General features: G+C 67.5%; 17 protein-coding genes. 10 read left to right on the top strand and 7 right to left on the bottom strand.

Annotation, left to right across the window (positions count from 1 at the left end):
- Positions 1–75 precede the first annotated feature (75 nt).
- Genes RTQ46_RS18340 through RTQ46_RS18350 form a run of 3 tightly spaced genes read left to right on the top strand, consistent with a single transcriptional unit; the run spans position 76 to position 4,807 of the window.
- Positions 76–1,686 (top strand): acyl-CoA ligase (AMP-forming), exosortase A system-associated, encoded by a 1,611-nt coding sequence (locus RTQ46_RS18340; protein WP_312438829.1) that lies wholly within the window; start codon positions 76–78, stop codon positions 1,684–1,686.
- The gene (locus RTQ46_RS18345; RefSeq protein ID WP_409518352.1) at positions 1,683–2,918 is read left to right on the top strand and encodes a pyridoxal-dependent decarboxylase, exosortase A system-associated; all 1,236 of its coding nucleotides are present in this window, start codon (positions 1,683–1,685) and stop codon (positions 2,916–2,918) included. Before RTQ46_RS18340 ends, RTQ46_RS18345 begins: the two co-directional genes overlap by 4 nt.
- Entirely contained in the window at positions 2,915–4,807 is a 1,893-nt protein-coding gene (locus RTQ46_RS18350) for an asparagine synthase-related protein (RefSeq protein ID WP_312438831.1), read from the top strand. The genes RTQ46_RS18345 and RTQ46_RS18350 overlap by 4 nt, the downstream gene beginning before the upstream one ends.
- On the opposite strand, the gene RTQ46_RS18355 is transcribed toward RTQ46_RS18350, so the two are convergent.
- Positions 4,719–5,660 (bottom strand): polysaccharide deacetylase family protein, encoded by a 942-nt coding sequence (locus tag RTQ46_RS18355; protein WP_312438833.1) that lies wholly within the window; start codon positions 5,658–5,660, stop codon positions 4,719–4,721. The genes RTQ46_RS18350 and RTQ46_RS18355 overlap by 89 nt on opposite strands.
- The gene (locus tag RTQ46_RS18360) at positions 5,657–6,937 is read right to left on the bottom strand and encodes a putative O-glycosylation ligase, exosortase A system-associated (protein ID WP_312438834.1); all 1,281 of its coding nucleotides are present in this window, start codon (positions 6,935–6,937) and stop codon (positions 5,657–5,659) included. The genes RTQ46_RS18355 and RTQ46_RS18360 overlap by 4 nt, the downstream gene beginning before the upstream one ends.
- Positions 6,938–7,041: 104 nt before the next feature.
- Between RTQ46_RS18360 and RTQ46_RS18365 the strand changes: the two genes are divergently transcribed.
- The 6 genes from RTQ46_RS18365 to RTQ46_RS18390 all read left to right on the top strand — a co-directional run bounded on the left by RTQ46_RS18365 (position 7,042) and on the right by RTQ46_RS18390 (position 15,559).
- Positions 7,042–9,126 (top strand): glycosyltransferase, encoded by a 2,085-nt coding sequence (locus RTQ46_RS18365; RefSeq protein ID WP_312438837.1) that lies wholly within the window; start codon positions 7,042–7,044, stop codon positions 9,124–9,126.
- Positions 9,127–9,141: 15 nt separating this feature from the next.
- A complete protein-coding gene (locus tag RTQ46_RS18370; RefSeq protein WP_312438839.1) occupies positions 9,142–10,626 on the top strand; it encodes a lipopolysaccharide biosynthesis protein in 1,485 nt (494 codons plus the stop codon).
- A gap of 15 nt (positions 10,627–10,641) precedes the next feature.
- A complete protein-coding gene (locus RTQ46_RS18375; protein WP_312438841.1) occupies positions 10,642–11,721 on the top strand; it encodes a glycosyltransferase in 1,080 nt (359 codons plus the stop codon).
- Entirely contained in the window at positions 11,711–13,240 is a 1,530-nt protein-coding gene (locus tag RTQ46_RS18380) for an MBOAT family O-acyltransferase (protein ID WP_312438842.1), read from the top strand. Before RTQ46_RS18375 ends, RTQ46_RS18380 begins: the two co-directional genes overlap by 11 nt.
- A 2-nt stretch (positions 13,241–13,242) precedes the next feature.
- Positions 13,243–14,463 (top strand): hypothetical protein, encoded by a 1,221-nt coding sequence (locus tag RTQ46_RS18385; protein ID WP_312438844.1) that lies wholly within the window; start codon positions 13,243–13,245, stop codon positions 14,461–14,463.
- A gap of 91 nt (positions 14,464–14,554) precedes the next feature.
- Positions 14,555–15,559 (top strand): 2-hydroxyacid dehydrogenase, encoded by a 1,005-nt coding sequence (locus tag RTQ46_RS18390; RefSeq protein WP_312438846.1) that lies wholly within the window; start codon positions 14,555–14,557, stop codon positions 15,557–15,559.
- Between the two features lies 1 nt (position 15,560).
- On the opposite strand, the gene RTQ46_RS18395 is transcribed toward RTQ46_RS18390, so the two are convergent.
- Entirely contained in the window at positions 15,561–15,896 is a 336-nt protein-coding gene (locus tag RTQ46_RS18395) for a TfoX/Sxy family protein (RefSeq protein WP_312438848.1), read from the bottom strand.
- 108 nt (positions 15,897–16,004) lie between these two features.
- Between RTQ46_RS18395 and RTQ46_RS18400 the strand changes: the two genes are divergently transcribed.
- Entirely contained in the window at positions 16,005–16,232 is a 228-nt protein-coding gene (locus RTQ46_RS18400) for a hypothetical protein (protein ID WP_312438850.1), read from the top strand.
- Between the two features lie 9 nt (positions 16,233–16,241).
- Here the strand turns inward: RTQ46_RS18400 and RTQ46_RS18405 are convergent, their stop codons facing one another.
- The 4 genes from RTQ46_RS18405 to RTQ46_RS18420 are packed head-to-tail and all read right to left on the bottom strand — an operon-like array spanning position 16,242 to position 22,708.
- The gene (locus tag RTQ46_RS18405; RefSeq protein ID WP_312438851.1) at positions 16,242–17,051 is read right to left on the bottom strand and encodes a class I SAM-dependent methyltransferase; all 810 of its coding nucleotides are present in this window, start codon (positions 17,049–17,051) and stop codon (positions 16,242–16,244) included.
- A 24-nt stretch (positions 17,052–17,075) separates the two neighbouring features.
- The gene (locus RTQ46_RS18410) at positions 17,076–19,502 is read right to left on the bottom strand and encodes a glycosyltransferase (RefSeq protein ID WP_312438853.1); all 2,427 of its coding nucleotides are present in this window, start codon (positions 19,500–19,502) and stop codon (positions 17,076–17,078) included.
- On the bottom strand, positions 19,499–20,746 hold the full coding sequence (locus tag RTQ46_RS18415) for a TIGR04063 family PEP-CTERM/XrtA system glycosyltransferase (RefSeq protein ID WP_312438855.1): 1,248 nt from the start codon (positions 20,744–20,746) through the stop codon (positions 19,499–19,501). Before RTQ46_RS18415 ends, RTQ46_RS18410 begins: the two co-directional genes overlap by 4 nt.
- A 33-nt stretch (positions 20,747–20,779) precedes the next feature.
- Positions 20,780–22,708, bottom strand: coding sequence for an XrtA/PEP-CTERM system amidotransferase (locus RTQ46_RS18420; RefSeq protein WP_312438856.1), 1,929 nt, complete (start codon positions 22,706–22,708; stop codon positions 20,780–20,782).
- Between the last annotated feature and the right edge of the window lie 10 nt (positions 22,709–22,718).

A 22,718-nucleotide genomic window follows, 5' to 3' on the forward strand; every position in this document is an offset into this window, starting at 1 on the left:
TTGTCCCAATCATAGGGGATGCAAGGTATGCATCACTTGCGATCACCCCGTGCACCACCCCAAGAAAGGCTGACGATGGCGACACTGATTCATGAATTCATCTTCGATACCGCGCGCCATGCTCCGGCGGCGCCCGCGCTGTCGTACCAGGGCGTGTCGCTGGCCTATGGCGACCTGCAGCAGTGCGTGCGCGACTGCGCCAGCGCCTTGCTGCACCTGGGCCTGCAACGGGGCCAGCGGGTGGCGGTCTACCTGGAAAAGCGCGAAGAAAACGTCATCGCCATGTTTGGCGCGGCGGCCGCCGGCGCTGTGTTCGTGCCCGTCAATCCGCTGCTCAAGCCCGAGCAGGTGGCCTATATCCTGGCCGATTGCGGCGTGGCGGTGCTGGTCACCTCGCGCGAACGGCTGGCGCAGCTGGCGCCGGTGCTGGCGGCGTGTCCGGCCCTGAAGCACCTCATCGTTACCAGCGAGCGCCAGCCCGATACCCTGCAGGATGGCTTGCCGGTGCTGTCCTGGGCGGCCGTCATGGCGCTGGGAACCGACCTGCCGCAGGCGCCGCACGCCGTGATCGATACCGATATGGCGGCCATTTTGTATACCTCGGGCAGCACCGGCCGGCCCAAGGGCGTGGTGCTGTCGCACCGCAATATGGTGGCCGGCGCGCTCAGCGTGTCGGGCTACCTGCACAATACGCCGCAGGACCGCATCCTGTGCGTGCTGCCGCTCAGCTTTGACTATGGCCTGAGCCAGCTGACCACGGCGTTTGCCAGCGGCGCCTGCGCGGTGCTGATGAATTATCTGCTGCTGCGCGACATCATCGAGACGGTGGAACAGGAAGCGATCACGGGCCTGGCGGCGGTGCCGCCGCTGTGGATACAGTTGTCGCAGCTGAGCTGGCCGCTGTCGACGCCGCTGCGCTATCTCACCAATTCGGGCGGCGTGATGCAGCCGGGGACGGTCGACAAGCTGCGCGCCTGCCTGCCGCGCACGCAGATCTTCCTGATGTACGGTCTGACCGAAGCGTTTCGCTCCACCTTTTTGCCGCCGGACCAGCTCGAAGCGCGCCCGGACTCGATCGGCAAGGCGATCCCGAACGCGGAGATACTGGTGCTGCGGCCCGACGGCAGCGTCTGCGACGCCGACGAGCCGGGCGAGCTGGTGCACCGCGGCGCGCTGGTGGCGCTGGGCTACTGGAACGATGCGGCGCGCACCGCCGAGCGCTTCAAGCCGCTGCCGCCGCAGGCAACTGGCCTGGTGCTGCCGGAACTGGCGGTCTGGTCGGGCGACACGGTGCGCCGCGATGCGCAGGGTTTCCTGTATTTTGTCGGCCGCAACGATGAAATGATCAAGACCTCGGGCTACCGGGTCAGCCCGGCCGAAATCGAGGAGGTGGCGTATGCAAGCGGCCTGGTGGGCGAAGCGGTGGCGCTGGGCGTGCCGCATCCCTTGCTGGGGGCGGCGATTGCCCTGCTGGTCACGGCTGCACCCGGCATGGCGCTCGAGCGCAGCGCCTTGCTGGCTGCCTGCCGTGCGCGCCTGCCCGCCTACATGATGCCGCTGTGGCTCGATATCCGCAGCGAGGCACTGCCCCGCAATCCGAACGGCAAGATCGACCGGGCCCTGCTGGTGCGCGAGGTTGCCGAGCTGCTGGCGCCGGAGTACGGCCAGCCGGGAGACAAGCCGTGAACGCGCCCGGCCCCGATCATGCCGTCCTGCACCAGTTGGCGCGCGACGGCGACATGCTGCAGTTTGGCGGCATGCCCTTGAACCGTCTGGCGCAGCGCATCGGCCGCACGCCGTTCTACGCCTATGACCGCGCGCAGATCGGGCAGCGCGTGGCCAGCTTGCGCGCCGCGCTGCCGGCCGGCGTGCACCTGCATTACGCCATGAAAGCCAATCCGATGCCGGCCGTGGTGCAGTGGCTGGCCGGCCTGGTCGACGGCATCGACGTGGCTTCGGCCGGCGAACTGGCCACCGCGCTCGACACGGTCATGCCGGCGCCGCGCATCAGTTTTGCCGGGCCGGGCAAGACCGACGGCGAGCTGGCGCGTGCGGTGGCGGCGGGCGTGCTGGTCAATGTGGAATCGCGCGCGCAGCTGGAACGGCTGGCGCAGGCCGGCGACCGGCTGGGGCTGGCGCCCAGAGTGGCCGTGCGCGTCAATCCCGAATTTTCCCTGCGCCGCGCCGGCATGCGCATGGGCGGCGGCGCCCAGCCGTTCGGTGTCGATGCCGCGCTGGTGCCCGCGCTGCTGGGGCGGATCGGCCAGCTGCAGCTCGATTTTCATGGTTTTCATCTGTTCTCGGGTTCGCAGAACCTGTCGGCCTTGGCGCTGGCCGAGGCGCAGGCGGCCAGTGTCGAGCTGGCGCTGCAGCTGGCGATCGACGCGCCAGGGCCGTTGAAGGTACTCAATATTGGCGGCGGCTTCGGCGTGCCGTACTTTCCCGGCGACAGCGCGCTGGAGCTGGCGCCGCTGGCCGACAGCCTGCAGCGCCAGCTCCAGCGGCTGGCGACGTCGGCACCGGGCGCGCGGCTGAATATCGAGCTGGGCCGCTATCTGGTGGCCGAGGCCGGCATTTATGTGTGCCAGGTCATCGAGCGCAAGGTCTCGCATGGCCAGGTGTTCCTGGTGACCGACGGCGGCCTGCATCACCATCTGGCCGCATCGGGCAACTTCGGCCAGCTGATCCGCAAGAATTACCCGGTGGCGATCGGCAACCGCCTGCATGGCGGCGAGCGCGAGATCGTCTCCGTGGTCGGGCCGCTGTGCACGCCGCTGGACCTGCTGGCCGACCAGATGGAGATGGCGCGCGCCGGCGAAGGCGACCTGGTAGTGGTGTTCCAGTCCGGCGCCTACGGCCTCAGCGCCAGTCCGACCGCGTTTCTCGGCCATCCACTGCCGGCCGAGGTGCTGGTATGAGCGGGCTGTGCGGTTTCCTGGCTGGCGCCGGGCAGGCCGATCAGATCCAGGCCATGGCCGGGCCGCTGTCGCGTTTTGACGGCGCGCCGCTACACATGCTGAGCAGCGGTGGCAGTGCCGTGGCGGTCGCTGCTGGCGATGGCTCCGCCCATCTGCACCAGCAGGACGGCTTGCTGATTGCGCTGTGGGGCCGGCCCGAGCTGGGCAACTCCAGGCTGGACGTGGCGCAACGGCTGGCGCCACTGTGGCAGGCGCAAGGCGCTTCCGCCTGCGCAGCGCTTGGCGGCGAATTCGCCCTGGCCATCCTCGATACGGCCGCCGGCGAACTGCTGCTGGCGGTGGACCGAGCCGGCAGCCTGCCGCTCAGCCATGCCAGCCATGCGCAAGGGCTGGTGTTTGCTTCGTCGCACGACGCCATGCTGGCGCACACCGGCGTGCGCGGCGCGCTCGATCCGCAGGCGCTGTATCACTACCTGTTCTTTCATATGGTGCCGGCGCCCGGCACGGTCCACCTGGGCTGGCAGCGCCTGCTGCCGGGCAAATACCTGCATGTACGCGCGGGGCGGCAGTGCAAGGGCAGCTACTGGACCCTGTCGTTCCAGGAAAACACGCGTGACAGGTTTGCCAGCCGCCGGCAGGCGTTCCTGCGCACCCTGCGCCTGGCGGTGGAAAGCAGCCTGGGCGACGCGGCCGATACCACCGGGGCATTCCTCAGTGGCGGTACCGACAGTTCGACGATTGCCGCCATTATCAAGCAGGTAACAGGGCGGGGCGCGCGCACCTATTCGATCGGCTTTGATGCGCCCGGCTACGACGAAATGGACTATGCCCGCCTGGCCGCCCGGCATGCGGGCAGCGTGCACCATGAATACTACGTGACGGCCGACGATGTGCTGGCGGCGATTCCCGCCATGGCAGCCATCTTCGACCAGCCGTTCGGCAACGCCTCGGCCATTCCCGCCTATTACTGCGCGAAAATGGCGCGCGCCGACGGCGTGCACCGCATGCTGGGCGGTGACGGCGGCGACGAACTGTTTGGCGGCAACGAGCGCTATGCGCGCCAGGCGCTGTTGTCGCGCTACGAGTGCCTGCCGGCGCTGCTGCGCCAGAGCGTGATCGAGCCGCTGCTGTTTCGTGATGGTATCCGCCGTCCATCTCGGCTCGGCAACAAGGCGCGCAGCTATATCGAACAGGCCAGCATGGCGCTGCCGGGGCGGCTGGAAAGCTATAACCTGCTGCAGCACTATGGCCATCGCACGGTACTGGAAGACGGTTTCCTGGAAACCATCGATCCCGGCATGGCGCTGGCCTGCCTGAACAGCGCCTGGTGGCAGCGGCCGGAACGCCATTTGAGCCAGATCAATGCCTTGCTGGCGCTGGACATGCGGTTTACCCTGGCCGACAACGACCTGCCCAAGGTGCGCAAGGCGTGCGAACTGGCGGGCGTGGAGGCGGCGTTCCCGTTCCTGCACCGGAGCATGCTGGCGTTTGCGTCCAGCCTGCCACCTGAAGACAAGCTCAAGGGCACGCAGCTGCGGCCGTTTTTCAAGCGCGCGCTGGCCGATATCCTGCCGCCTGCCATCGTGCGCAAGAAAAAGCACGGTTTTGGCCTGCCGTTTGGCCTGTGGCTGCAAAGCCATGCGCAGCTGCGCGCGTTTGCTTTCGACAACCTGGCGCAGCTGCGCCGGCGCGCCATCGTGCGGCCGGCCTTTATCGACGACCTGCAGGGCCGGCTGCTGCACCAGCATCCTGCCTATCATGGCACCATGGTGTGGATACTGATGATGCTGGAGCAGTGGCTCAGCGCGCATGCACAGGCGACGGCGTTCGTTTGCGGTTCTGCCGCAGCCGCCACAGAAACGCCAGGCGTGCTCGATCCCACGGCGTAAAGCGGGGCAGCTGGAACAGGTCCAGGCCGGGGCCGGGGCGCGCCACGCCCCAGTCGGTGGCCACCGCGCCGGCAAACCCCAGGCTTTTGACGATCTCCACATGGGCCGGCCCGTAATCGCGGCCGGCCTTGCCATTCGGATAGGCAAACAGCGTCACCGGCGCCTGCAGCAGCTGTTCCAGTTCGCGCTTGCCATTGGCGATATCGTTGCGCGCGGCGCGGTCCGACAGCACCGCCAGGATGGGATGGCTGACCGTGTGCGCGCCGATGCCCATGCCGCCCGCCTGCAGCCGCTGCAGCTGCGCACTGGTCAGCATCGCATGCGGATCGCCGCGCATGGCGCCGCCTGCGCGCCGCTGCACTTCCGCAGCCAGGCGCTGGCGCTGTTCGAACGGCAGGTATTTCAGCTTGCCCAGCACATGCCCGATGGCGGCGCGGCGCTGGGCCATGTTGGCCAGCGGCAACGGACCGAGGCCCAGGTCGCCCAGGTCCAGCGTGGCGGCGGTGGCGTGGCGCACGGCCTCGATCACGCGGTCGTTCCACATCTGGCCGCCATTCAGGTAGCCGGTGGCGATAAAGAAGGTGGCATGCAGGCCATGCCGCTGCAGCAGCGGCAGCGCGTGCTCGGCGTTATCCGCATAGCCGTCGTCGAACGTGATGCAGGCGGCGCGCGGCGGCAGGCTGCCGTCCTGCAGGCGTTGCAAGGCCTGCGGCAGCGGCAGCGGCGTGTAAAAGCGCCTGAGCAGGCGCAACTGGCGCTCGAACAGCACACGGTCGACTTCGCCGGGAAACAGCGGATCGGGCTGCGCCAGCACGCGGTGGTAGATCAGGATCGACAGGTCGGCGCCGCTCATGGCTGGCGTACCAGCCGGCCATGCGCCGCCAGCGGCTGGCCGGCCTCCAGGGATTGTTCGACCAGGATGCGCGTGGCGATCAGCGCCGCCATCAGGTAATACGGCATGTCGAAATACAGCAGGCTCAGAAATGCGCCGCCGACGGCAAAGCCCACCATGCTGGCCTGGCTCATGGTGGCCAGGCCCAGCGCCCAGGCCAGCTCGGGCTTGCCGCGCGAGAGCCGGATAATGGCGGCGGCCGTGCGCCAGGTAGCCCAGCCCAGCGCCAGGTACAGGGCCAGGCCGACAAAGCCATGTTCGCCCAGCGCCTGGAAATAAATGCTGTGCGCCGCGTGCACGGCTTGCGGGTCGGGCGCATAGCGGGCAAAGATGCCCGGATCGGATACTTCGAAGCCGCCGCCCAGGAAGCGGTCGCGCGCCAGGTTCCAGGCCATGCTCCAGGCATTGATGCGGCCCTGCGCCGAACTGTCTTGCTGATAGGTATTGATGGTGTCCATGCGCTCGGCCCAGCGCTCGGGCATGAAGGCCAGCAGCAGCGGGCCGACCAGGCACAGCAGCGCGCCCAGCGCCACCTTCTTGCCGCTCTTGAACCACATGAACAGGCACATGGCCGCAATCGCCAGCAGGCCGCCGCGCGAATAGGAACCGAGCGCCGCGAGCGCACTCAAGACCATCGCGCCGGCCAGCCCGTGGCGTATCCAGCGCCTGTCGCTGTTTTGCTGCAGATAATACATCAGCGGTATCGTGATGATCAGCGCCAGAGCCAGCGCATTGTTGTCGCCGATAAAAGTCGCCTCCGGTCCCCACACCCGTTCCGTGCCGCCGCTGCGGATGGTAAAGATGCCGCCCTTGATGCCGTAAAAGCCGATCGACACCACCAGCACCCAGATCAGCCTGACGATATCGCGCTGCGTGCGGATCAGCATCATCACCACAAAACTCATCAGCATGATCTTCATCACCTTGTTCCACTGCACCCAGGACAGCGCCGGCAGCAGCGCAAACGGCGTCGTCACATTCATCCACAGCACGAACAGCAGCAGCAACACGCTGACCGGCGTCAGCGGCAGGCCTTTCGGCGTGCGCGACAGCGCCATGCTGAACAGGGTGACCACCGCGATGATCATGGCAAACGGCAGCTGGGTGGCAAACCCCCAGCCTTGCGTATGGGGATTCATCACGCTGATCCAGACCCACATCAGCGCGCCATTGACGGGCGCCCTGAAGATCAGGGGAAGCGAGCCGAAGACGATCAGGGTAATCAGGATGTCGCGCATGGTGTCGCATAGTGTCGACGCATCGCGCGCGGCAGGTCTTGACCCCTGTCAACAGGCCGGAAAATACGCTGTTTACACTGGCCGCTACATTCAAGGAGAAGCGCTTGCTGACCGTCATCATGGCGACCTATAACGGCGCCGGCACCTTGCCCGAAGTCCTGCAGGCGTACATGGCGCTGCAGCCGCCGCCCGGCGGCTGGCGGCTGCTGATCGCCGACAATGGCAGCGGCGACGCCACGCCAGAGGTGATCGCCGCTTTCCAGGGGCGTTTGCCCATGAGCACGCTGCAGGTGGCAAAACGGGGCAAGAATGCGGCCCTGAACGCGGCACTGGACCAGCTCCTGCGCCAGTCCGGCGACGGCCAGGACCTGCTGGTATTCAGCGACGACGACGCCGTGCCCCGGCCGGACTGGCTGCAACAGTTGCATCGATGTGCCGCGCGCCAGCCCGGCCATGCGCTGTTTGGCGGCGCCATCGTGCCGGCCTGGCGCGTGCCGCCGGCGCCGTGGCTGCTGGCGCACACGCCGCCGGGCCTGACCTGGGGCCTGACGGCACCGGGCCTGCCCGGCGGTCCCGTCTATCCCGGCCTGGTGTGGGGCGCCAATATGGCGGTGCGGCGGCGGGTATTCATGGACGGCGTGCGTTTTGACGAGGGCATCGGACCGAACGGCGCCAGCTATGCGATGGGCGGCGAAGTGCAGCTGAATCTGCGCCTGGCGCGCGCCGGCCACCTGGCCTGGTTCTGTCCGCAGGCATGCGTGGCCCATATCATCCGCGCCACGCAGGTCGAGCCTGCCTGGGTGCTGCGCCGCGCCTGGCTATATGGCCGGGGACGCTTCCGCCAGGAAGCGCCGGGTCATGCACCACGATGGCTGGGCCTGCCGCGCTGGATGCTGGGGCGGATGGTGCGGGAAAGCATCGGCTTGCTGGGGGCCTGGCTGCGGCGCAACCGGGAGGCCGTATTTGTGCGGCGCTGGGAGCTGGCCAATCTGCGCGGCTACTTTCATGAAGCCTGGCGCGGGCAGCCGCAACGGCGCGCGCGCATCCTGCTCACCAGCTATTCAGGCGAACTGGGCGGCATGGAGCTGCGCATGGCGCAGGAAGCGCGCATGCTCGACGGCGCCGGCTATCACAGCCTGCTGGCGCTGCGGCGCTTTCCCGGTTATGCGCGCTGGGCACAGGGCCTGAAGCAGCAGCAACTGCGCGTCAGCGTGTATGAACCGCCGCTGTTCATCGAACACTGGACGTGGCGCCGCCTCAATTTCCTGCGCGCCCGGCTGACAGGCGCCTGGCGCCTGCGGCGCTACCGCGCCGATCTGGTGCATGTGGCCTTCTGCTGGACCGCGTATGGCGCCTCGATCCTGTGGCTGGCCAGCCGCTTGCGCCTGCCGGCCGTGATCAGCGTGCATAACGCCTTTCCTTTTGAAGCCTTCAGCGCCTGGCAGCGGCCGCTGCTGGAAACTGCGCTGCGCACTGTCAGGGGCGTGTATGCGGTATCGCCATCGGCCCTGCAGCACTTCATGGCGCTGTACCGCGGCATGCTGGCGCCCGATACGCGGCTGGCCGTGATACCGAACGGTGTCGATACGGATGTGTTTATTGTCTCCCCGCAGCGCAGGCGGCAGGCGCGCGATCAGCTGGGGCTGCCACAGGACGCGCTGGTGCTGGGATCGGTCGCGCGGCTGTCGCCGCAAAAGCGGCCCGAAGCGCTGCTGGCGCTGTTCCTGCAGCTGCACGACCGTTTCCCCCGCCTGTATCTGGTGCTGGCCGGCACCGGCCCGCTGGAGGCGATGCTGCGCATGCAGGTGCAGGCGGCCGGGCTCGATGCGCGCGTGATCTTTACAGGCTACCAAGCCCGCATCGAGCTGCTGATGCCGGCCTTCGACCTGCATCTGCTATTGAGCCGCAACGAAGGCTTCGGTATCGCGACGATTGAGGCGCTGGCCTGCGGCGTGCCGGCCGTGGGAACCGATGTGCCAGGCACCCGCGATATCCTGGGCGACTGTGCCGGTGGCCTGCTGCTGCCTCTGGACGACGAACAGGCCGCCTGCGAACTGGTGGCCGGCCTGCTGATTGATGCGCCGCGCCGGGAAAGCATGGCGCTGGCGGCCCGCCGCGAGGCGGAGCAGCGCTATTCGATGCCGCGGCTGGAACGGCAGTTGCGCCAGTTCTATGCCGGCCTGGTCTGAACGGGGCTGCGCCGCATGAATGCCACCCGCCATTCCCTGCTGTTCTCGTTTGCGGAGAAATACACGGTGCTGTTGCTGGGCATCGTTGCCACCATGATGTTGTCGCGCCTGCTCACGCCAGCCGAGGTGGGCGTGTATTCGCTGGGGGCGGTACTGGTGGCGCTGGCGCAGGTGGTGCGCGATTTCGGCGTGGGCCAATACCTGATCCAGGAAAAGCAGCTCGACAGACCGAAGCTGCGCGCGGCGCTGGCCACCAGCGTGCTGGTCGCCTGGTTGCTGGCGGCGCTGGTGCTGGCGGGCAGCGGTCCGCTGGCGCGGTTTTACGACGAGCCACGGCTGCGGCTGGTATTGCAGCTGCTGTCGATTAATTTTGTCCTGATCCCGTTCAGCGCCCTGACCATGCCGATGCTGCGCCGGCAACTGCGTTTTCGCGCCATATACCTGATCAACGCGGCCAACAGCGTCACCAATCTGCTGGTGGCCGTCGGGCTGGCGCTGCTGGGCTACAGCTACATGAGCATGGTGTGGGCGGCGCTGGCCGGCACGCTGGCATCCTTGCTGGCCAGCCTGGCGCTGCGTCCGCGCGAGCTGCCATGGCTGCCGGGCACGAAAGGCATGCGGGCGATTGCGGCGTTTGGCGCGGTGTCGACTGGCGGCGGGTTGATCGACGAGGCCAGCGTGGCGGCGCCGGACCTGATTATCGGCAAGCTGATCGGTATCGAAAGCCTGGCACTGTTCGGCAAGGCGCAAAGCGTGCTCAATATGTTCAACCAGTTGATTACCAGCGCCATTTCGCCGGTGGTGTTCCCGCTGTTCGCCCAGCATGACAGGGAGAAGGCACAGCGCGGGCAGGGCGGGGCGGCGCCGGCCTATCTGCGCACGGTCAGCTATATGACGGCGCTGGCCTGGCCGTTTTTTTTCTTTCTCGCCTGCATGGCTTTGCCCCTGGTCAAATTGTTGTACGGACAGCAGTGGCTTGCCTGCGTGCCCTTGATCCGCATCATGTGCCTGTCGTCGGCCGTGTATAGCATGTTCAGCATGGCCCGCTATTTGCTGGTGGCAACGGGCCAGTTGCGCGTGCAGGTCGGGATCGATGCCTGGGCCGGCGCGCTGAAAGTGGCGCTGGTGCTGGCGGCGGCGCCGCTGGGCCTGGTGGCGGTGGCATGGGCCGTGATGGCAAGTTTGCTGCTGCGCAGCTGGCTGGTGTACCGGGCGCTGCGCACGGTCAACGGCCTGGACTGGCGACTGCTGCTGCGCACCGTGCGCAAAAGCCTGTTGCTGTGCGGCCTGACGGCGCCCGCGCCGCTGCTGATGTCGATCCTGCTGCCGAACGAACTGCCGCATGCCATGCCGCTGCTGGCGCTGGTAGGGACCGGTCTGGCGACCTTGCTGTGCTGGCTCGGCGGGCTGTTCCTGTTGAAACACGAGCTGGCGGCCGAATGCGTGCTGCTGCAGCGCAAACTGGCCGGCAAGCTGCTGGCGGCCAGAACTCCGCCTTGAGGGGAAGCGATCACCATGCGAGTCGGCATCCTGTCTTATCCCATGCTGTTCCAGCGCGACGGCGGCTTGCAGATCCAGGTGCGCGAAACCATTGCCGCCCTGAACCGGCTGGCGCCGGGCGCCACGCGTGCGCTGCAGGTGCAGCTGGTGGACGCCAACCACGACCGGCTGAACGAATACGACCTGATCCATGTGTTTTCCGCCATCAATGGCAATTTCCGACTGGTCGAGATGGCCAGCGAGCTGGGCCTGCCGGTGGTGCTGTCGCCGCTGCTGTCGCCCGGCTGGAACCGCGCCGCCGCCTGGCGCGCCCGGCTGGCCGACCGGCTGGCGGGCCGGCTGACGGAATGGATGGTGCAGACCAGCTACGCCCAGACCAAGCGCGCGCTGCAGCTGGCCGACCTGGTGATCGCCCTGGGCGAGGCCGAGCGCGACGCCATCGTGCAGGGCTTCGGCGTGGCGGCGGGGAAAATCCGCGTGTTTCCGAACGGCGTCAATGGCCATTTCTTTACCGCCAATGAAGATCTGTTCCGGCGCGAAACGGGGATTGCCGGCCCGTTCGTGCTGATGGTCGGCAGCATCTCTGCCTATAAAAACCAGCTGGGGCTGGCGCTGGCGCTGCAAGGCAGCTCCTTGCCCGTGGTGCTGATCGGCGCCGCGCCACGCCACGAACGGGCCTATCTGCAGCAGGTGCTGGCCTTGCCGAATGTCACCTGGCTGGGCAGCCTGGAACACGCCGACCCGCTGCTGGCCAGCGCCTTCCATGCCGCCGCCGTGGTCGCCTTGCCCAGCCAGGGCGAGGTGCTGCCCTTGTCGGTACTCGAAGCGCTGGCGGCCGGCACGCCGGTGGTGATGACGGCGCAAAGCGCGCTCGACCTGCCCGATTCGGCGTTTGCGCTGCGCAAGGTGCGCTGGGACGATGGTCCCGCCCAGCGGCTGGCGATCGAACAGCTGGTGGCCGAGCGCCCCGAACGGCGCCGCGTGCAGACACTGGTGCAGCCGTTCAGCTGGGAGCGCGTGGCGGCCCAGATCGCCGGCAGTTATTTCCATCTGCACGCCAGCCATGTCGCGGCCGGGAGACGCCATGCTGTTTAATTCCTTCAGTTTTCTGTTTTTCTATCTGCCCATCGTGCTGGCCGGCTATTTCCTGCTGGGCAGGTTCGCGCGGCCACTGGCTCCGGCGGCCTGGCTGGCGGCCGCCTCGCTGTTCTTCTACGGCTGGTGGGATGTGCGCTACCTGCCGCTGCTGCTGGCCTCGATCACGGTCAATTATCTCGGTGGCCGCCTGATCGGTGCTTGCTCGGGCGCGGCGCGCAAGCGTGCGCTGGTGGCGGCGCTGGCGCTGAACCTGTGCCTGCTGGCATGGTATAAATACGCCAATTTCTTTATCGACAGCGTCAATGCCGTCGCTGCCACTGCTGGCGCCGGCACACTGGCGCCGCTCGACATCATCCTGCCGATCGGCATTTCCTTTTTTACGTTTACGCAGATCGCCTTCCTGGTGGACTGCTACCGGGGCGAGGTACGCGAATACCGCTTTATCCACTATGTGCTGTTTGTCAGCTATTTTCCGCACCTGATCGCCGGCCCCGTGCTGCACCACCGCGAAATGATGCCGCAGTTTGCCGATCCGGCCAATGTGCGGCCCCATGCGGCCAATTTTGCCATCGGCCTGTCGATCTTTGTCGTTGGCCTGGCAAAAAAGGTCTTGATCGCCGACAACCTGTCGCCGCTGGCGATCCCCGTGTTTGCGGCCGGCGCGCAGCCGACCCTGATCGAGGCGTGGATCGGGGTGCTGGCCTATACCTTCCAGCTGTATTTCGACTTTTCCGGTTACTCCGACATGGCGATTGGCCTGTCGCGCCTGTTCGGCGTCAAGCTGCCGCTGAACTTCAATTCGCCGTACAAGGCGGCCAATATTGCCGACTTCTGGCGCCGCTGGCACATGACCTTGTCGCGTTTCCTGCGCGACTACCTGTACATCGCGCTGGGCGGCAGCCGGCGCGGGCAGGTGATGCGCTACCGCAACCTGATGCTGACCATGCTGCTGGGCGGCCTGTGGCATGGCGCCGGCTGGACCTTTGTCATCTGGGGCGGCCTGCACGGCCTGTACCTGGTGCTGCAGCAAGCGTGGCAGCAACTGTTCGGCCCGGCCAAAGGGCGCTGGTGGCCGGGCCTGCTGACTTTCCTCGCCGTCATGCTGGCCTGGATCTTCTTCCGCGCGCCGGACGTACCTACCGCCTGGGACATCCTCGGCGCGCTGTTCGGCGCGAATGGCGTCAGCCTGCCGCGCGCCCTGGAAAACCATGCGGCCGCGTTGGCGCAATGGGGCTGGCAGCCGGCATTCGATGGCATCCGCTGGATACAGCTGGCCGGCCCGGGCTTGCCGGTATTGCTGGCTGCCATCTGGCTGGCGTTTCGCGCCCCCAATACGCAAGAAATATTCTGTCATTACGAGCCGTGTATTGAAAAAATATTTCAGCCCGGCCAACTGGGCCGCCGGGCCTTTCAATGGCGGCCCACGCGCCGCTGGAGCCTGGGCTTTGCGGCGCTGTTTGTCGCCTGCATCTTTGGCATGAACCGCGTCACCGAATTTCTCTACTTTCAGTTCTGACCATGGACAAGCCTGACACCGCCGGCACGTTTGCCGCACGCCGCTATGTGGCGCTGTTCTGCGGCTGCGCCGCGACCGCGCTGCTGCTCGTTTCCACTCTCAATTACCTGGTCGATCCCTACCTGCTGCACCAGTGGGACAGTCCGATGCTGCAGCGGCTGCAGCCGACCCGCGAAAAACTCAGCGTCTGGGGCAAGACCTATGCGGTGGCGCGCTACCGGCCGGCGGTCGTGTATATCGGCAATTCGCGCACGGAGATGGGCTTGCCGGCCAGCGTGCGCGAGCGGTTCGGCGGCAAGACCGTGTTCAACAGCGCCGTCTCGGGCGCCTCGGTCGGCGACGCCATCCTGCTGGCCGAACACGCCGCCCGCGTCAGCCATGTCGACACCATGGTGTGGGGCATCGATGCGCCGTCGTTTTCGATGGAGCAGGGCTCGGCCGGCGTCGAACCGGGCCTGACCGATCCCGGCCCCGCCTTCTTTGCGCGGCGCGCCCTGCTCAATCTCAAACGGGGCCTGACGCTCGACATGACGCAGGATACCTTGCGCCTGCTGCACGGCAGTTTCGGCAGCGTATGCCGCTCCAGCCTGGCCCTGCACGGCCAGCGCGACCATCTGTGCTTCAGCGACCGCATCAAGGGCTGGGGCGGCACGGCGCCGGCGATGGTGCCGCGCCTGCAGGAATTCGGCGACGGCGCCGGGCCGACGGCAGACGCCCTGCAGGCGTTCGGCGCCACGGTGGATAAGCTGTGCCGCGACGGCACGCGCCTGCGCCTGTATGTCAACCCCACCCACGCGCTGACGCTGGACGTGCTGTACTGGCGCGGCAAATGGCCGGCGATGGAGCAGTGGCAGCGCGACATCACGGACCTGGCCGGCCGCCGGCGCGCGCAGGGCTGCGATGTGCGCCTGGTCGATTTTTCCGGCTTTAACAGCATCACCAGCGAAGCGATCCCGCAGTTTGGCGGCCTGCGCGAAATGCGCTATTACTGGGAAGCGTCGCACTACCGCGACAATGTGGGCCAGATGATCCTCGCGCGCCTGTTCGGCGCCGGCGATGACGGCCTGGTGCCGCCCGACGACTTCGGCATCGAACTGACTGCTGCCAATATTTCCGCGCATCAAAGCGCCATGCGCGCCGCGCGCGACCGTTTCCACAGCGAGCATCCGGAAGAAACTGCGTTTGTGCGCAAGCTGATCACGCTGCCCCGCGTCCACCCTTAGCGTGTCATTGGGTGTCAAATCGGCATGATGGCGCGCGCCTGCGCTATGATGGCGTTTTTGCGCCACCGCGCATCCTATTCCAGGAAGTCCCATGAAAATCGCCTTCTTTGGCAGCCAGCCGTATGACCGCCGCTTCTTCGACGAAGCCTTGCCGTTGCAACCCGATGCCGGCAGTATCGAGCTCGTCTATCACAATGCGCTGCTGTGCGCCGACACGGCCGTCCTGGCGCAGGGCGCCGATGCCGTCTGCGTGTTTGTCAACGACGTGCTCGACGCCCCCGTGCTCGCAGCGCTGCACGGCTACGGCGTGCGCGCGATCCTGCTGCGCTGCGCCGGCTACAACAACCTGGACCTGCCGGCCGCCGCGCGCCTGGGCTTTTTTGTCGCGCGCGTGCCTGCCTATTCGCCGGAAGCCGTCGCCGAGCATACGCTGGCCATGGTGCAGACCCTGAACCGCCACACGCACCGCGCCTATGCCCGCGTACGCGAAGGCAATTTTTCGCTTGACGGCCTGCTGGGCTTTAATTTGCACGGCAAGACGGTGGGCATCGTCGGTACCGGCAAGATCGGCCTGGCCACGGCGCGTATCTTCAGGGGCTTTGGCTGCACCGTGCTGGGCCACGATCCGTACCCGTCGCCGCAGTTCGCCCAGCTGGGCACCATGGTGGAACTGCCGCAGCTGCTGGCCGAGTCCGACATTGTCTCGCTGCATTGCCCGTTGATGGACAGCACGCGCCACCTGATCGGCCCGGCCACCCTGGCGCTGATGAAAAAGGGCGCCATGCTGGTCAACACCTCGCGCGGCGCGCTGATCGATACGGGCGCCGTGATCGACGCGCTCAAGTCGCGCCAGCTGGGCGCGCTGGCGATCGACGTGTACGAACAGGAAAGCAGCCTGTTCTTCAACGACCACTCGTCCGACATCATCGACGACGACGTGTTCCAGCGCCTGATGACGTTCCCGAACGTGCTCGTCACCGGCCACCAGGGCTTTTTTACCATCGAAGCACTGCGCGAAATCGCCGCCATCACGTTTCACAACGTCGATTGCTACCGCAATGGCAGCGCCTGCGGCAACAGCGTGGCGCTCAACTGAGTCAGCCGACTTTTTTTGGCGCCTTCGGCTTGGGCAGCGGCAAGGCGCCTATTGTGCGCCGCGCCAGCTGCACCAGCCAGTCGCGCTCGTCCCATCGCTCGCCGGCGATCAGGAACCACGATCTGGCGTGCGGATACGGCGGCGCCTCGTGCGGCGTGCCCAGCCAGGCGCGGCCGGCGTCGGTCGGTTTCAGGTAGAGCTGGTCGTCGCTGATAATGGCAAACATCTTGCCGTCGCAATACAGGCCCACTTCGCCGAACATCTTTTTTGCCGTCACGGCGCCCGCGCCGCCCAGCTGGTCGAGCAGGAAGTCGACCGTGCCTTGCTGTGATGCCATCCGCCACTCCTTGTTCGCCAGTTCTGGTCAGCCGCCAGTGTAGCGCATGGCGCCGCGCGGGCGGAAAAATCGGCTACACTGCGCAACCATCATTGCAGGACGCCCATCATGAACATTCTCGTCCATCGCGGCATCACCATCGTCAGCCTGGCCGCCGGCGACGATATCGCCGGCAACTGCCTGCCGGGCCAGACGGCGATCCGCCAACAGGATGACGGCTGGTGGCTGTATTTTGTCGACAGCGACGGCAGCATCGATGGCTACGATGCGCCGTTCGCCGCTTTTGACGAAGCGTTGTGGGCGGCCAAGGCGGCGGCCGAATTCAGTGCGGAGTAGGGCAGACCATCAATCGGCTGGCGCCAGGATGGCATCGGTGCGCGTCTCTTGCGGCGCTGGCCTGGCGCAATGGTCATTGCGTAGCCGTGCACAGCCCTTTTCGCAAGCCAGCAGCGACTGGCGCAGCGAGGGAAACTCCTCGCGCCAGCGGCGCAATATCGCCTGTTCATCGCGCCGCGCGGCGTCGTCGAGGAAGACGGCCGCGCCACTTGCCAGCTGCGGAAACAGCAGCGGGCCGGCCGGGTAGCGCGCCTGCGTGCCGGTCGCCTGCGGCGGTCCGTCGATCACCAGCAAGTCGATCGCCAGGCCGGCCGGCAGCCGCTCGGCGGCATACCAGGGCCAGTGTTCTCCTGCCAGCTGATGCATGCGCAGCGGCGCCTCGATTACCTGCGCCCACTGCGACAGGCCGTGGCGCGCCAGTTCGGCGCGCGTCTGCGCCGCATACACGGGGTCGTGTTCGAGGCTGTACACCTGGCCGGTGCCCTGCAGCTGCAGGCAGCGCGCCAGCACGATGGTCGAAGCGCCGCTGCTGCATTCGACCACCACCTGCGGCTGCGCGGCCTGCACATGGCGCGCCAGTTCCAGCAGAAAATCGGGCGAGCCGGCCCAGCCGCGCGTGGGCGGCAGGCTTCGGTCCAGGCGCAGCTCGCGCTGCAGGCCGTCATACGCTTCGAGCTGGCGAAACAGCGTGGCCGGCGCGCTGGCCGCCTGGTCGCGCACCTCATGCGCCAGCAGATGGATCAGGCGCACCTTGCGCAAGGTCCAGAGACACAGCAGCAGCACTGCGGCAAGCAGCGCGGGAGTCAACAGTGCGAACATGATGTGCCCCTTCTTGTTGGTAACTCAATTGACTTTGCTGACGACATAGCGGTATTTGCCCGACGCTTCCGGCGCGATCTCGGCCACTTCCTCGATGCCGATCGCGACCTGCGCGCCCAGCCTGGCGCGGAAGCCTGCCACGATGGCGGCGCAGGTGGCGTCGTCCAGCGCGGGCTGGCAGACCAGCAGCACGCGGGTGTGAAGCAGGCTTTCCTGGATAATCTTGAAGCTGCGCACCTGCGGCAATTCGCGCAGGATATAAATCAGTGCCAGGCCGTGCATCACGGTGCCGTCGGTGGCGGTCAGGAAATCCGTGCTGCGTCCCTCGATCCGTTGCAGCAGCGGCAGGCCGCGTCCGCAGGGACAGGCATCGCCGCCCAGCGCGCCCATGTCGCCGGTGGCGTAGCGGATGAACGGGAAGTCGCGCGTGGCAAGGTGGGTGACGACGATTTCGCCAAGGGCGCCATGAGGGAGCGGCCGGCCGGCGGCGTCGACGATTTCGACGATGATGTCTTCGGCCGTGATATGCATGCCGCCGTGCGGGCACTCGTGCGCGATGAAGCCCGCGTCACGCCCGCCATAGCCATTGGCCACCGGACAGCCGAAGGCATGGGCGATCTGCGCGCGCTGCTCATCGTACAGCCGTTCGGAGGTGACGAATGCCACCTTCACGCCCAGTCCGTCGAGCGGCACGCCGCGCGCGCTGGCCTGGCCGGCGATGCGGCACAGGGCCGACGGGTAGCCGAACAGCATGCGCGGACGCAGGCGCCGCAGCTGCGCGATAAAACCGTCGACCTTGGCGGGCGACATGGCGAACGCGGGCAGCAAGGTGCTGCGCAGCAGCCAGTCGCGCAGGCGGCGCAGCCGGTCCTGGGCATGCAGTTCGATCGGCGAACCCCACAGCACCACCTCGCGCTCGCCGATATCGACGCCCCACCAGCGCGTGGCGCGCCATTTGGCGGCGATATCGTGGCTGATGCGGCGCCGGCCCAGGTAGAACTGCAGCGGCTCGCCGCTGGAGCCGCCGGTGGCGAACGGGCGCAGTCCCTCGGCGCGGTCGGACTTGAAGGCGTCGCGCGCGGCGCTGATATCGGCCTTGCGCAGCAGCGGCAGACGGGCCAGGTCGTGCAGGCGGTGCACCTGGCGCGGATCGAATCGGCTGCGCCGGAACAGCTCGCCGTAGTAGGGCACATGCTTGCCAGCATGGCGCAGCAGGCTGCGCAGGCGCGCCAGGCGCCAGCGTTCGAGCTGCTGCGCGCTCCACCATTGCGACCGTTCCATGCGGCGCAGCAGCCGCACGCTGTCGTGCCGCTTGAACTTTTCATGCAGCGGAAACAGCCAGCGCCCGGCCAGCCGCGCATAGCCGGCGGGCCGCGGCGCGGCCAGGATGCGCCGGTACAGCATCGCCAGTTGCGGCGCCACCTGCCGCCAGTCGAATTGCGCGGCATGCGCCAGGCCGCTGCTTGCCAGCTGCTGCGCCAGCTGCGGCGCGCGCAGCAGGGCCAGCATGGCCTGCGCCATGGCCTGCACGTCGCCCGGCGACACCAGCAGCGCCGTCACGCCATGCTGCAGCAGGGCCGGAATGCCGCCCACATTGGTGCTGACGACGGGCACGCCGCAGGCCAGCGCTTCGAGCACGGAGATCGGCATATTGTCGGCCAGGCTGGGATTGAGCACGATGCTGCTGGCCTGGTACAGGGCCGGCATGCCGGCATTGTCGACGTGGCCCGCAAACTCGACGGCATCGCCCAGGTCCAGGCTGGCGGCCAGCCGTGCCAGGGCGTCCCGCTCCGGCCCATCGCCGGCCAGCACCAGGCGCGCGCCGGGAATCTCCGCGCGCACGAGGGCAAACGCGCGCACGGCGCTGGCATTGTCGTACAGCGCCTGCAGATGGCGCGCGACCAGGATTTGTGGCGTGGGGGGAGCCGAGCGGGCCGGTACAAAACGGTGCAGGTCGACGATATTGGGCACGATATGGGCCGCCTGGCGGTATTGCTCGAAGATCTCCTGCAAAAAGCGCGACGGCACGGCGATCGCATCGGCGCGGTGCAGGGTGGCCGCCACCAGGCGCGGATGGCGGGCAAAAAAGGCGGCCGCCTCGCCACCGCGGTAATTGAGCAGCACGGGTTTGCCGCACAGGCTGGCGATCCAGATGGCCGGCGCGGCCTGCAGATGCCAGGCCCAGCCCGAGTTGGCCATCACGTGGAACAGATCGACCGTGCGGCTGGCGCGCCACACGCGCCACACGTAGACGGGCAGGCGCAGCATGGCGCGCAGGTAGCGGATGCGCTCGAACCAGCGCGGCAGCATGCCGGCGTTGACGGCCAGCAGTTCCACCTTCGCGCCTTCGGCACGCAAGAGCTGCGCCAGCTGCGCCGTCTGGTTGGCCATGCCGCCGGCCGGCGGCGCCTGGGGTCCCACCAGCGCGATGCGCATGCCAGCCAGCATCATGACCGGCTCTCCGCAGGCCGTCCCGCAGCCCGCTCTGCCGTACGGGCGGCCGCCAGGCGCTGGTAGACCGGCGCATAGCGCGCCACGCTGCCGGCCCAGCTGCGTTCCTGTTCCACGTAGTCGCGCGCCTGGCGGCGCAGCAGCGGCCAGCTGGCCGGCTCGCGCAGCAGGGCCAGCACGGTACTGGCCAGGGCGTCGGCGTCATCCGGGCGAAACAGCACGCCGGTCCTGCCATGCCGGATCAGTTCGCGATGCCCGCCCACGTCCGAGGCGGCCACCAGGCGGCCCTGCGCCATCGCTTCGAGCGGTTTCAACGGCGTGACCAGTTCCGTCAATCGCATCGGCAGGCGCGGATAGACCAGCACGTCGATCAGCTGGTAATACTGCGCCACCTGCTCGTGCGGCACGCGCCCGGCAAATACCACCTGGCCGGTAATGCCCAGTTCAAACGCCAGCGCGTGCAAGGCCGCTTCCTGCGGGCCGCCGCCGGCCAGCAGCAGGCGCAGTCCAGGCTGCTCCGCCAGCAGGCGCGGCATGGCCCGCAGCAGCAGCGCCAGGCCTTCATAGGCATAGAAGGAGCCGATAAAGCCGATCACGGGATGGCCATCGAGGCCCAGCCTGCCCGCCAGCCCGGCATCGATGGCTGGCGCGCCAAACGCGGCGAGATCGACGGCGTTCGGTATCACGGTGATTTTATCTGCCGGCACGCCGCGCTCGAGCATGTCCTGGCGCAGGCCTTCGCAGATGGTGGTGACGGCGTCGGCGCGGCGCAATGCAAACGTTTCCAGCGCCCGCGTCAGCCGGTAGCGCAGGCCGCCGGGACGGCTGCTGCCATGGTCGGCGGCCGCATCTTCCCAGAAGGCGCGCACTTCATACACCACCGGGATGCCCAGTGCGCGCCCGACGCCGAGCGCGGCCACGGCATTGAGAGCGGGCGAATGGGCGTGCAGGATATCGGGCCTGAGCTGCAGCGCAAGCTGGCGCAAGCGCCGCGCCAGTCCCCGGATCACGCCCAGCTGGCGCAGCAACGGCAGGCGCGCCCACCAGCGGTCAATGGGGGCGGTGCGGTAGAAGTGCCAGCCGCCGCTCGATTGCTCGGCGGCATCCGTCGCGCCCTGCTTGGCGCCAGTCAGGTGCGCCGTGTCCCAGCCCAGCGCGCGCTGCTGGGCCAGGATGGCCACGGTGCGAAACGTATAGCCGCTGTGCAGCGGCAGCGAATGGTCGAGGATGTGCAGGATGCGCATGGGCGGGTCCGTGTCAGCGAGGGTCGGGTGTGCCTAGGCGGTGGCCAGTTCGGACACGGTCGGCGCGGGCAGCGGCAAGACCTGGCGCAGGAAGGACTCGAACATCAGCAGCGACCACAGCGGCGCGCTATGGTCGCGCTGGCCCTTGCCATGCTGGTCGACCAGCTGGCGCACATAGTCCATGTCGAACAGGCCGCATTGCGCCATGACCGGACTGGTCAGGCGCTGCTGCAGGCGCTGGCGCAGCGGGCCGCGCAGCCAGTCGGCCAGCGGTACCGAAAAACCCATCTTGCGCCGGTACAGCAAGTCGTCCGGCAACAGCGGGCGCAGCGCCTGCTTGAGCAGGTATTTGCCTGTGCCGCCGCGCAATTTGAGCTGTGGCGGCAGGCCGGACAGCCAGGCCACCAGTTCATGGTCGAGCAGCGGCGAGCGCACTTCCAGCGCATGGGCCATGCTGGCGCGGTCGACCTTGGTCAGGATGTCGCCGGGCAGGTAGGTCTTCAGATCAAGATATTGCACCTGCGACAAGGGATCCTGCGCCGGGCTGGCCTGCGCATGTCGGCGCAGCACCTCGACCGCGCGGTAGCCTTGCAGCTGGCGCCGCAGTTCCGGACTGAACAGGCGCGCGCGCATGGCGTCGCCGAGCATGCTGACGCTGTGGAAATAGGCGTCGGTGGTGTCGCGCGCCAGCCCTTCGAAGGTGGTCTTGGCGCGCAGGAAGCGCGGCGCCCAGTCCGCTTTCGGGTACCAGCGGCCCAAGGTGCCGAACAGCGACTGGCGCATGCCGAGCGGCAGCATGGCGCGCACTTTTTCCTCGCGCGCATGCAGCCGGTAGCGGCGGTAGCCGGCCAGGCTTTCGTCGCCGCCGTCGCCCGACAGCGCCACCGTGACGCGGCGGCGCGCCAGCTGGCACACGCGGTAGGTGGGCATGGCCGAGCTGTCGGCAAACGGCTCGTCATACAGGGTGGCCAGCAGGTCGATCAATTCGAAGTCGTCCGATTCCACCTGCTGCGCGTGGTGCGCGGTGCCATAGCGGCGCGCCACCATGCTGGCGTAGCGCGCCTCGTTGTACGCCGGGTCGCCAAACGAGATCGAGCACGTATTGACAGGCGCGGCGCTGACACTGGCCATCATCGCCACCACGGCGCTCGAATCGACGCCGCCGGACAGGAACGCGCCCAGCGGCACTTCGGCCACCATGCGGATGCGCACCGCTTCGCGCAGGCGCGCCAGCAGTTCGTCGGCAGCCTGCGCCTCGCTGGCCGGCGCATGCGGCGTGAATGGTACATCCCAGTACTGGCGCGGCGCCGGCACCGGCTGGCCGGCGCGGATGCACAGCGTATGGCCGGGCGGCAGCTTGCACGCATGACGGAAGATGCTGCGCGGCTCGGGTACATAGCCATAGGCGAAATAGTCCTCCACCGCCAGCGGATCGAGTTCGCGCGGCATGGCCGGGTGCGCCAACAGCGCTTTCAGTTCGGAGCCGAAGGCCAGCGTGCCGTCCGTCAGTTCGCCATAATACAAGGGCTTGACGCCGAGCCGGTCGCGCGCCAGGAACAGCAGATGGCGGCGCCGGTCCCACAGGGCAAACGCGAACATGCCGCGCAGGCGCTGCACGCACTGTTCGCCCCATTGCTCCCAGGCATGCACGATGACTTCCGTATCGCTGCTGGTGCGGAACTGATGGCCGAACTGGCGCAGCTCGGCCATCAGGCTGCGGTAATTGTAGATTTCGCCATTGAAGACGATGGCCACGCTGCGGTCGGCATTGAACAGCGGCTGCTGGCCGCTGGCCAGGTCGATCACCGACAGGCGCCGGTGGCCCAGCCCCAGCCCCGGTTCGCGGTGCATGCCGTCCTCGTCCGGCCCGCGGTGGCGCAGGCTGCGGGTCAGGCGCGCCAGCAGCGCGGCGTCGATATCGCGCTGGCCCTGCAAATCAAAGATGCCGACGATGCCGCACATGGACGTCCTT

The sequence above is a fragment of the Janthinobacterium sp. genome (assembly GCF_031995485.1).
Classification (GTDB): Bacteria; Pseudomonadota; Gammaproteobacteria; order Burkholderiales; family Burkholderiaceae_D; genus Janthinobacterium.

What these genes read in the sequence shown, in the direction of transcription:
- RTQ46_RS18340 (WP_312438829.1), top strand. Translation starts at nt 76, where the DNA reads ATGGCGACACTGATTCATGAATTCATCTTCGATACCGCGCGCCATGCT.
- RTQ46_RS18350 (WP_312438831.1), top strand. Translation starts at nt 2,915, where the DNA reads ATGAGCGGGCTGTGCGGTTTCCTGGCTGGCGCCGGGCAGGCCGATCAG.
- RTQ46_RS18355 (WP_312438833.1), bottom strand. Translation starts at nt 5,660, where the DNA reads ATGAGCGGCGCCGACCTGTCGATCCTGATCTACCACCGCGTGCTGGCG.
- RTQ46_RS18360 (WP_312438834.1), bottom strand. Translation starts at nt 6,937, where the DNA reads ATGCGCGACATCCTGATTACCCTGATCGTCTTCGGCTCGCTTCCCCTG.
- RTQ46_RS18370 (WP_312438839.1), top strand. Translation starts at nt 9,142, where the DNA reads ATGAATGCCACCCGCCATTCCCTGCTGTTCTCGTTTGCGGAGAAATAC.
- RTQ46_RS18375 (WP_312438841.1), top strand. Translation starts at nt 10,642, where the DNA reads ATGCGAGTCGGCATCCTGTCTTATCCCATGCTGTTCCAGCGCGACGGC.
- RTQ46_RS18380 (WP_312438842.1), top strand. Translation starts at nt 11,711, where the DNA reads ATGCTGTTTAATTCCTTCAGTTTTCTGTTTTTCTATCTGCCCATCGTG.
- RTQ46_RS18385 (WP_312438844.1), top strand. Translation starts at nt 13,243, where the DNA reads ATGGACAAGCCTGACACCGCCGGCACGTTTGCCGCACGCCGCTATGTG.
- RTQ46_RS18390 (WP_312438846.1), top strand. Translation starts at nt 14,555, where the DNA reads ATGAAAATCGCCTTCTTTGGCAGCCAGCCGTATGACCGCCGCTTCTTC.
- RTQ46_RS18395 (WP_312438848.1), bottom strand. Translation starts at nt 15,896, where the DNA reads ATGGCATCACAGCAAGGCACGGTCGACTTCCTGCTCGACCAGCTGGGC.
- RTQ46_RS18400 (WP_312438850.1), top strand. Translation starts at nt 16,005, where the DNA reads ATGAACATTCTCGTCCATCGCGGCATCACCATCGTCAGCCTGGCCGCC.
- RTQ46_RS18405 (WP_312438851.1), bottom strand. Translation starts at nt 17,051, where the DNA reads ATGTTCGCACTGTTGACTCCCGCGCTGCTTGCCGCAGTGCTGCTGCTG.
- RTQ46_RS18410 (WP_312438853.1), bottom strand. Translation starts at nt 19,502, where the DNA reads ATGATGCTGGCTGGCATGCGCATCGCGCTGGTGGGACCCCAGGCGCCG.
- RTQ46_RS18415 (WP_312438855.1), bottom strand. Translation starts at nt 20,746, where the DNA reads ATGCGCATCCTGCACATCCTCGACCATTCGCTGCCGCTGCACAGCGGC.
- RTQ46_RS18420 (WP_312438856.1), bottom strand. Translation starts at nt 22,708, where the DNA reads ATGTGCGGCATCGTCGGCATCTTTGATTTGCAGGGCCAGCGCGATATC.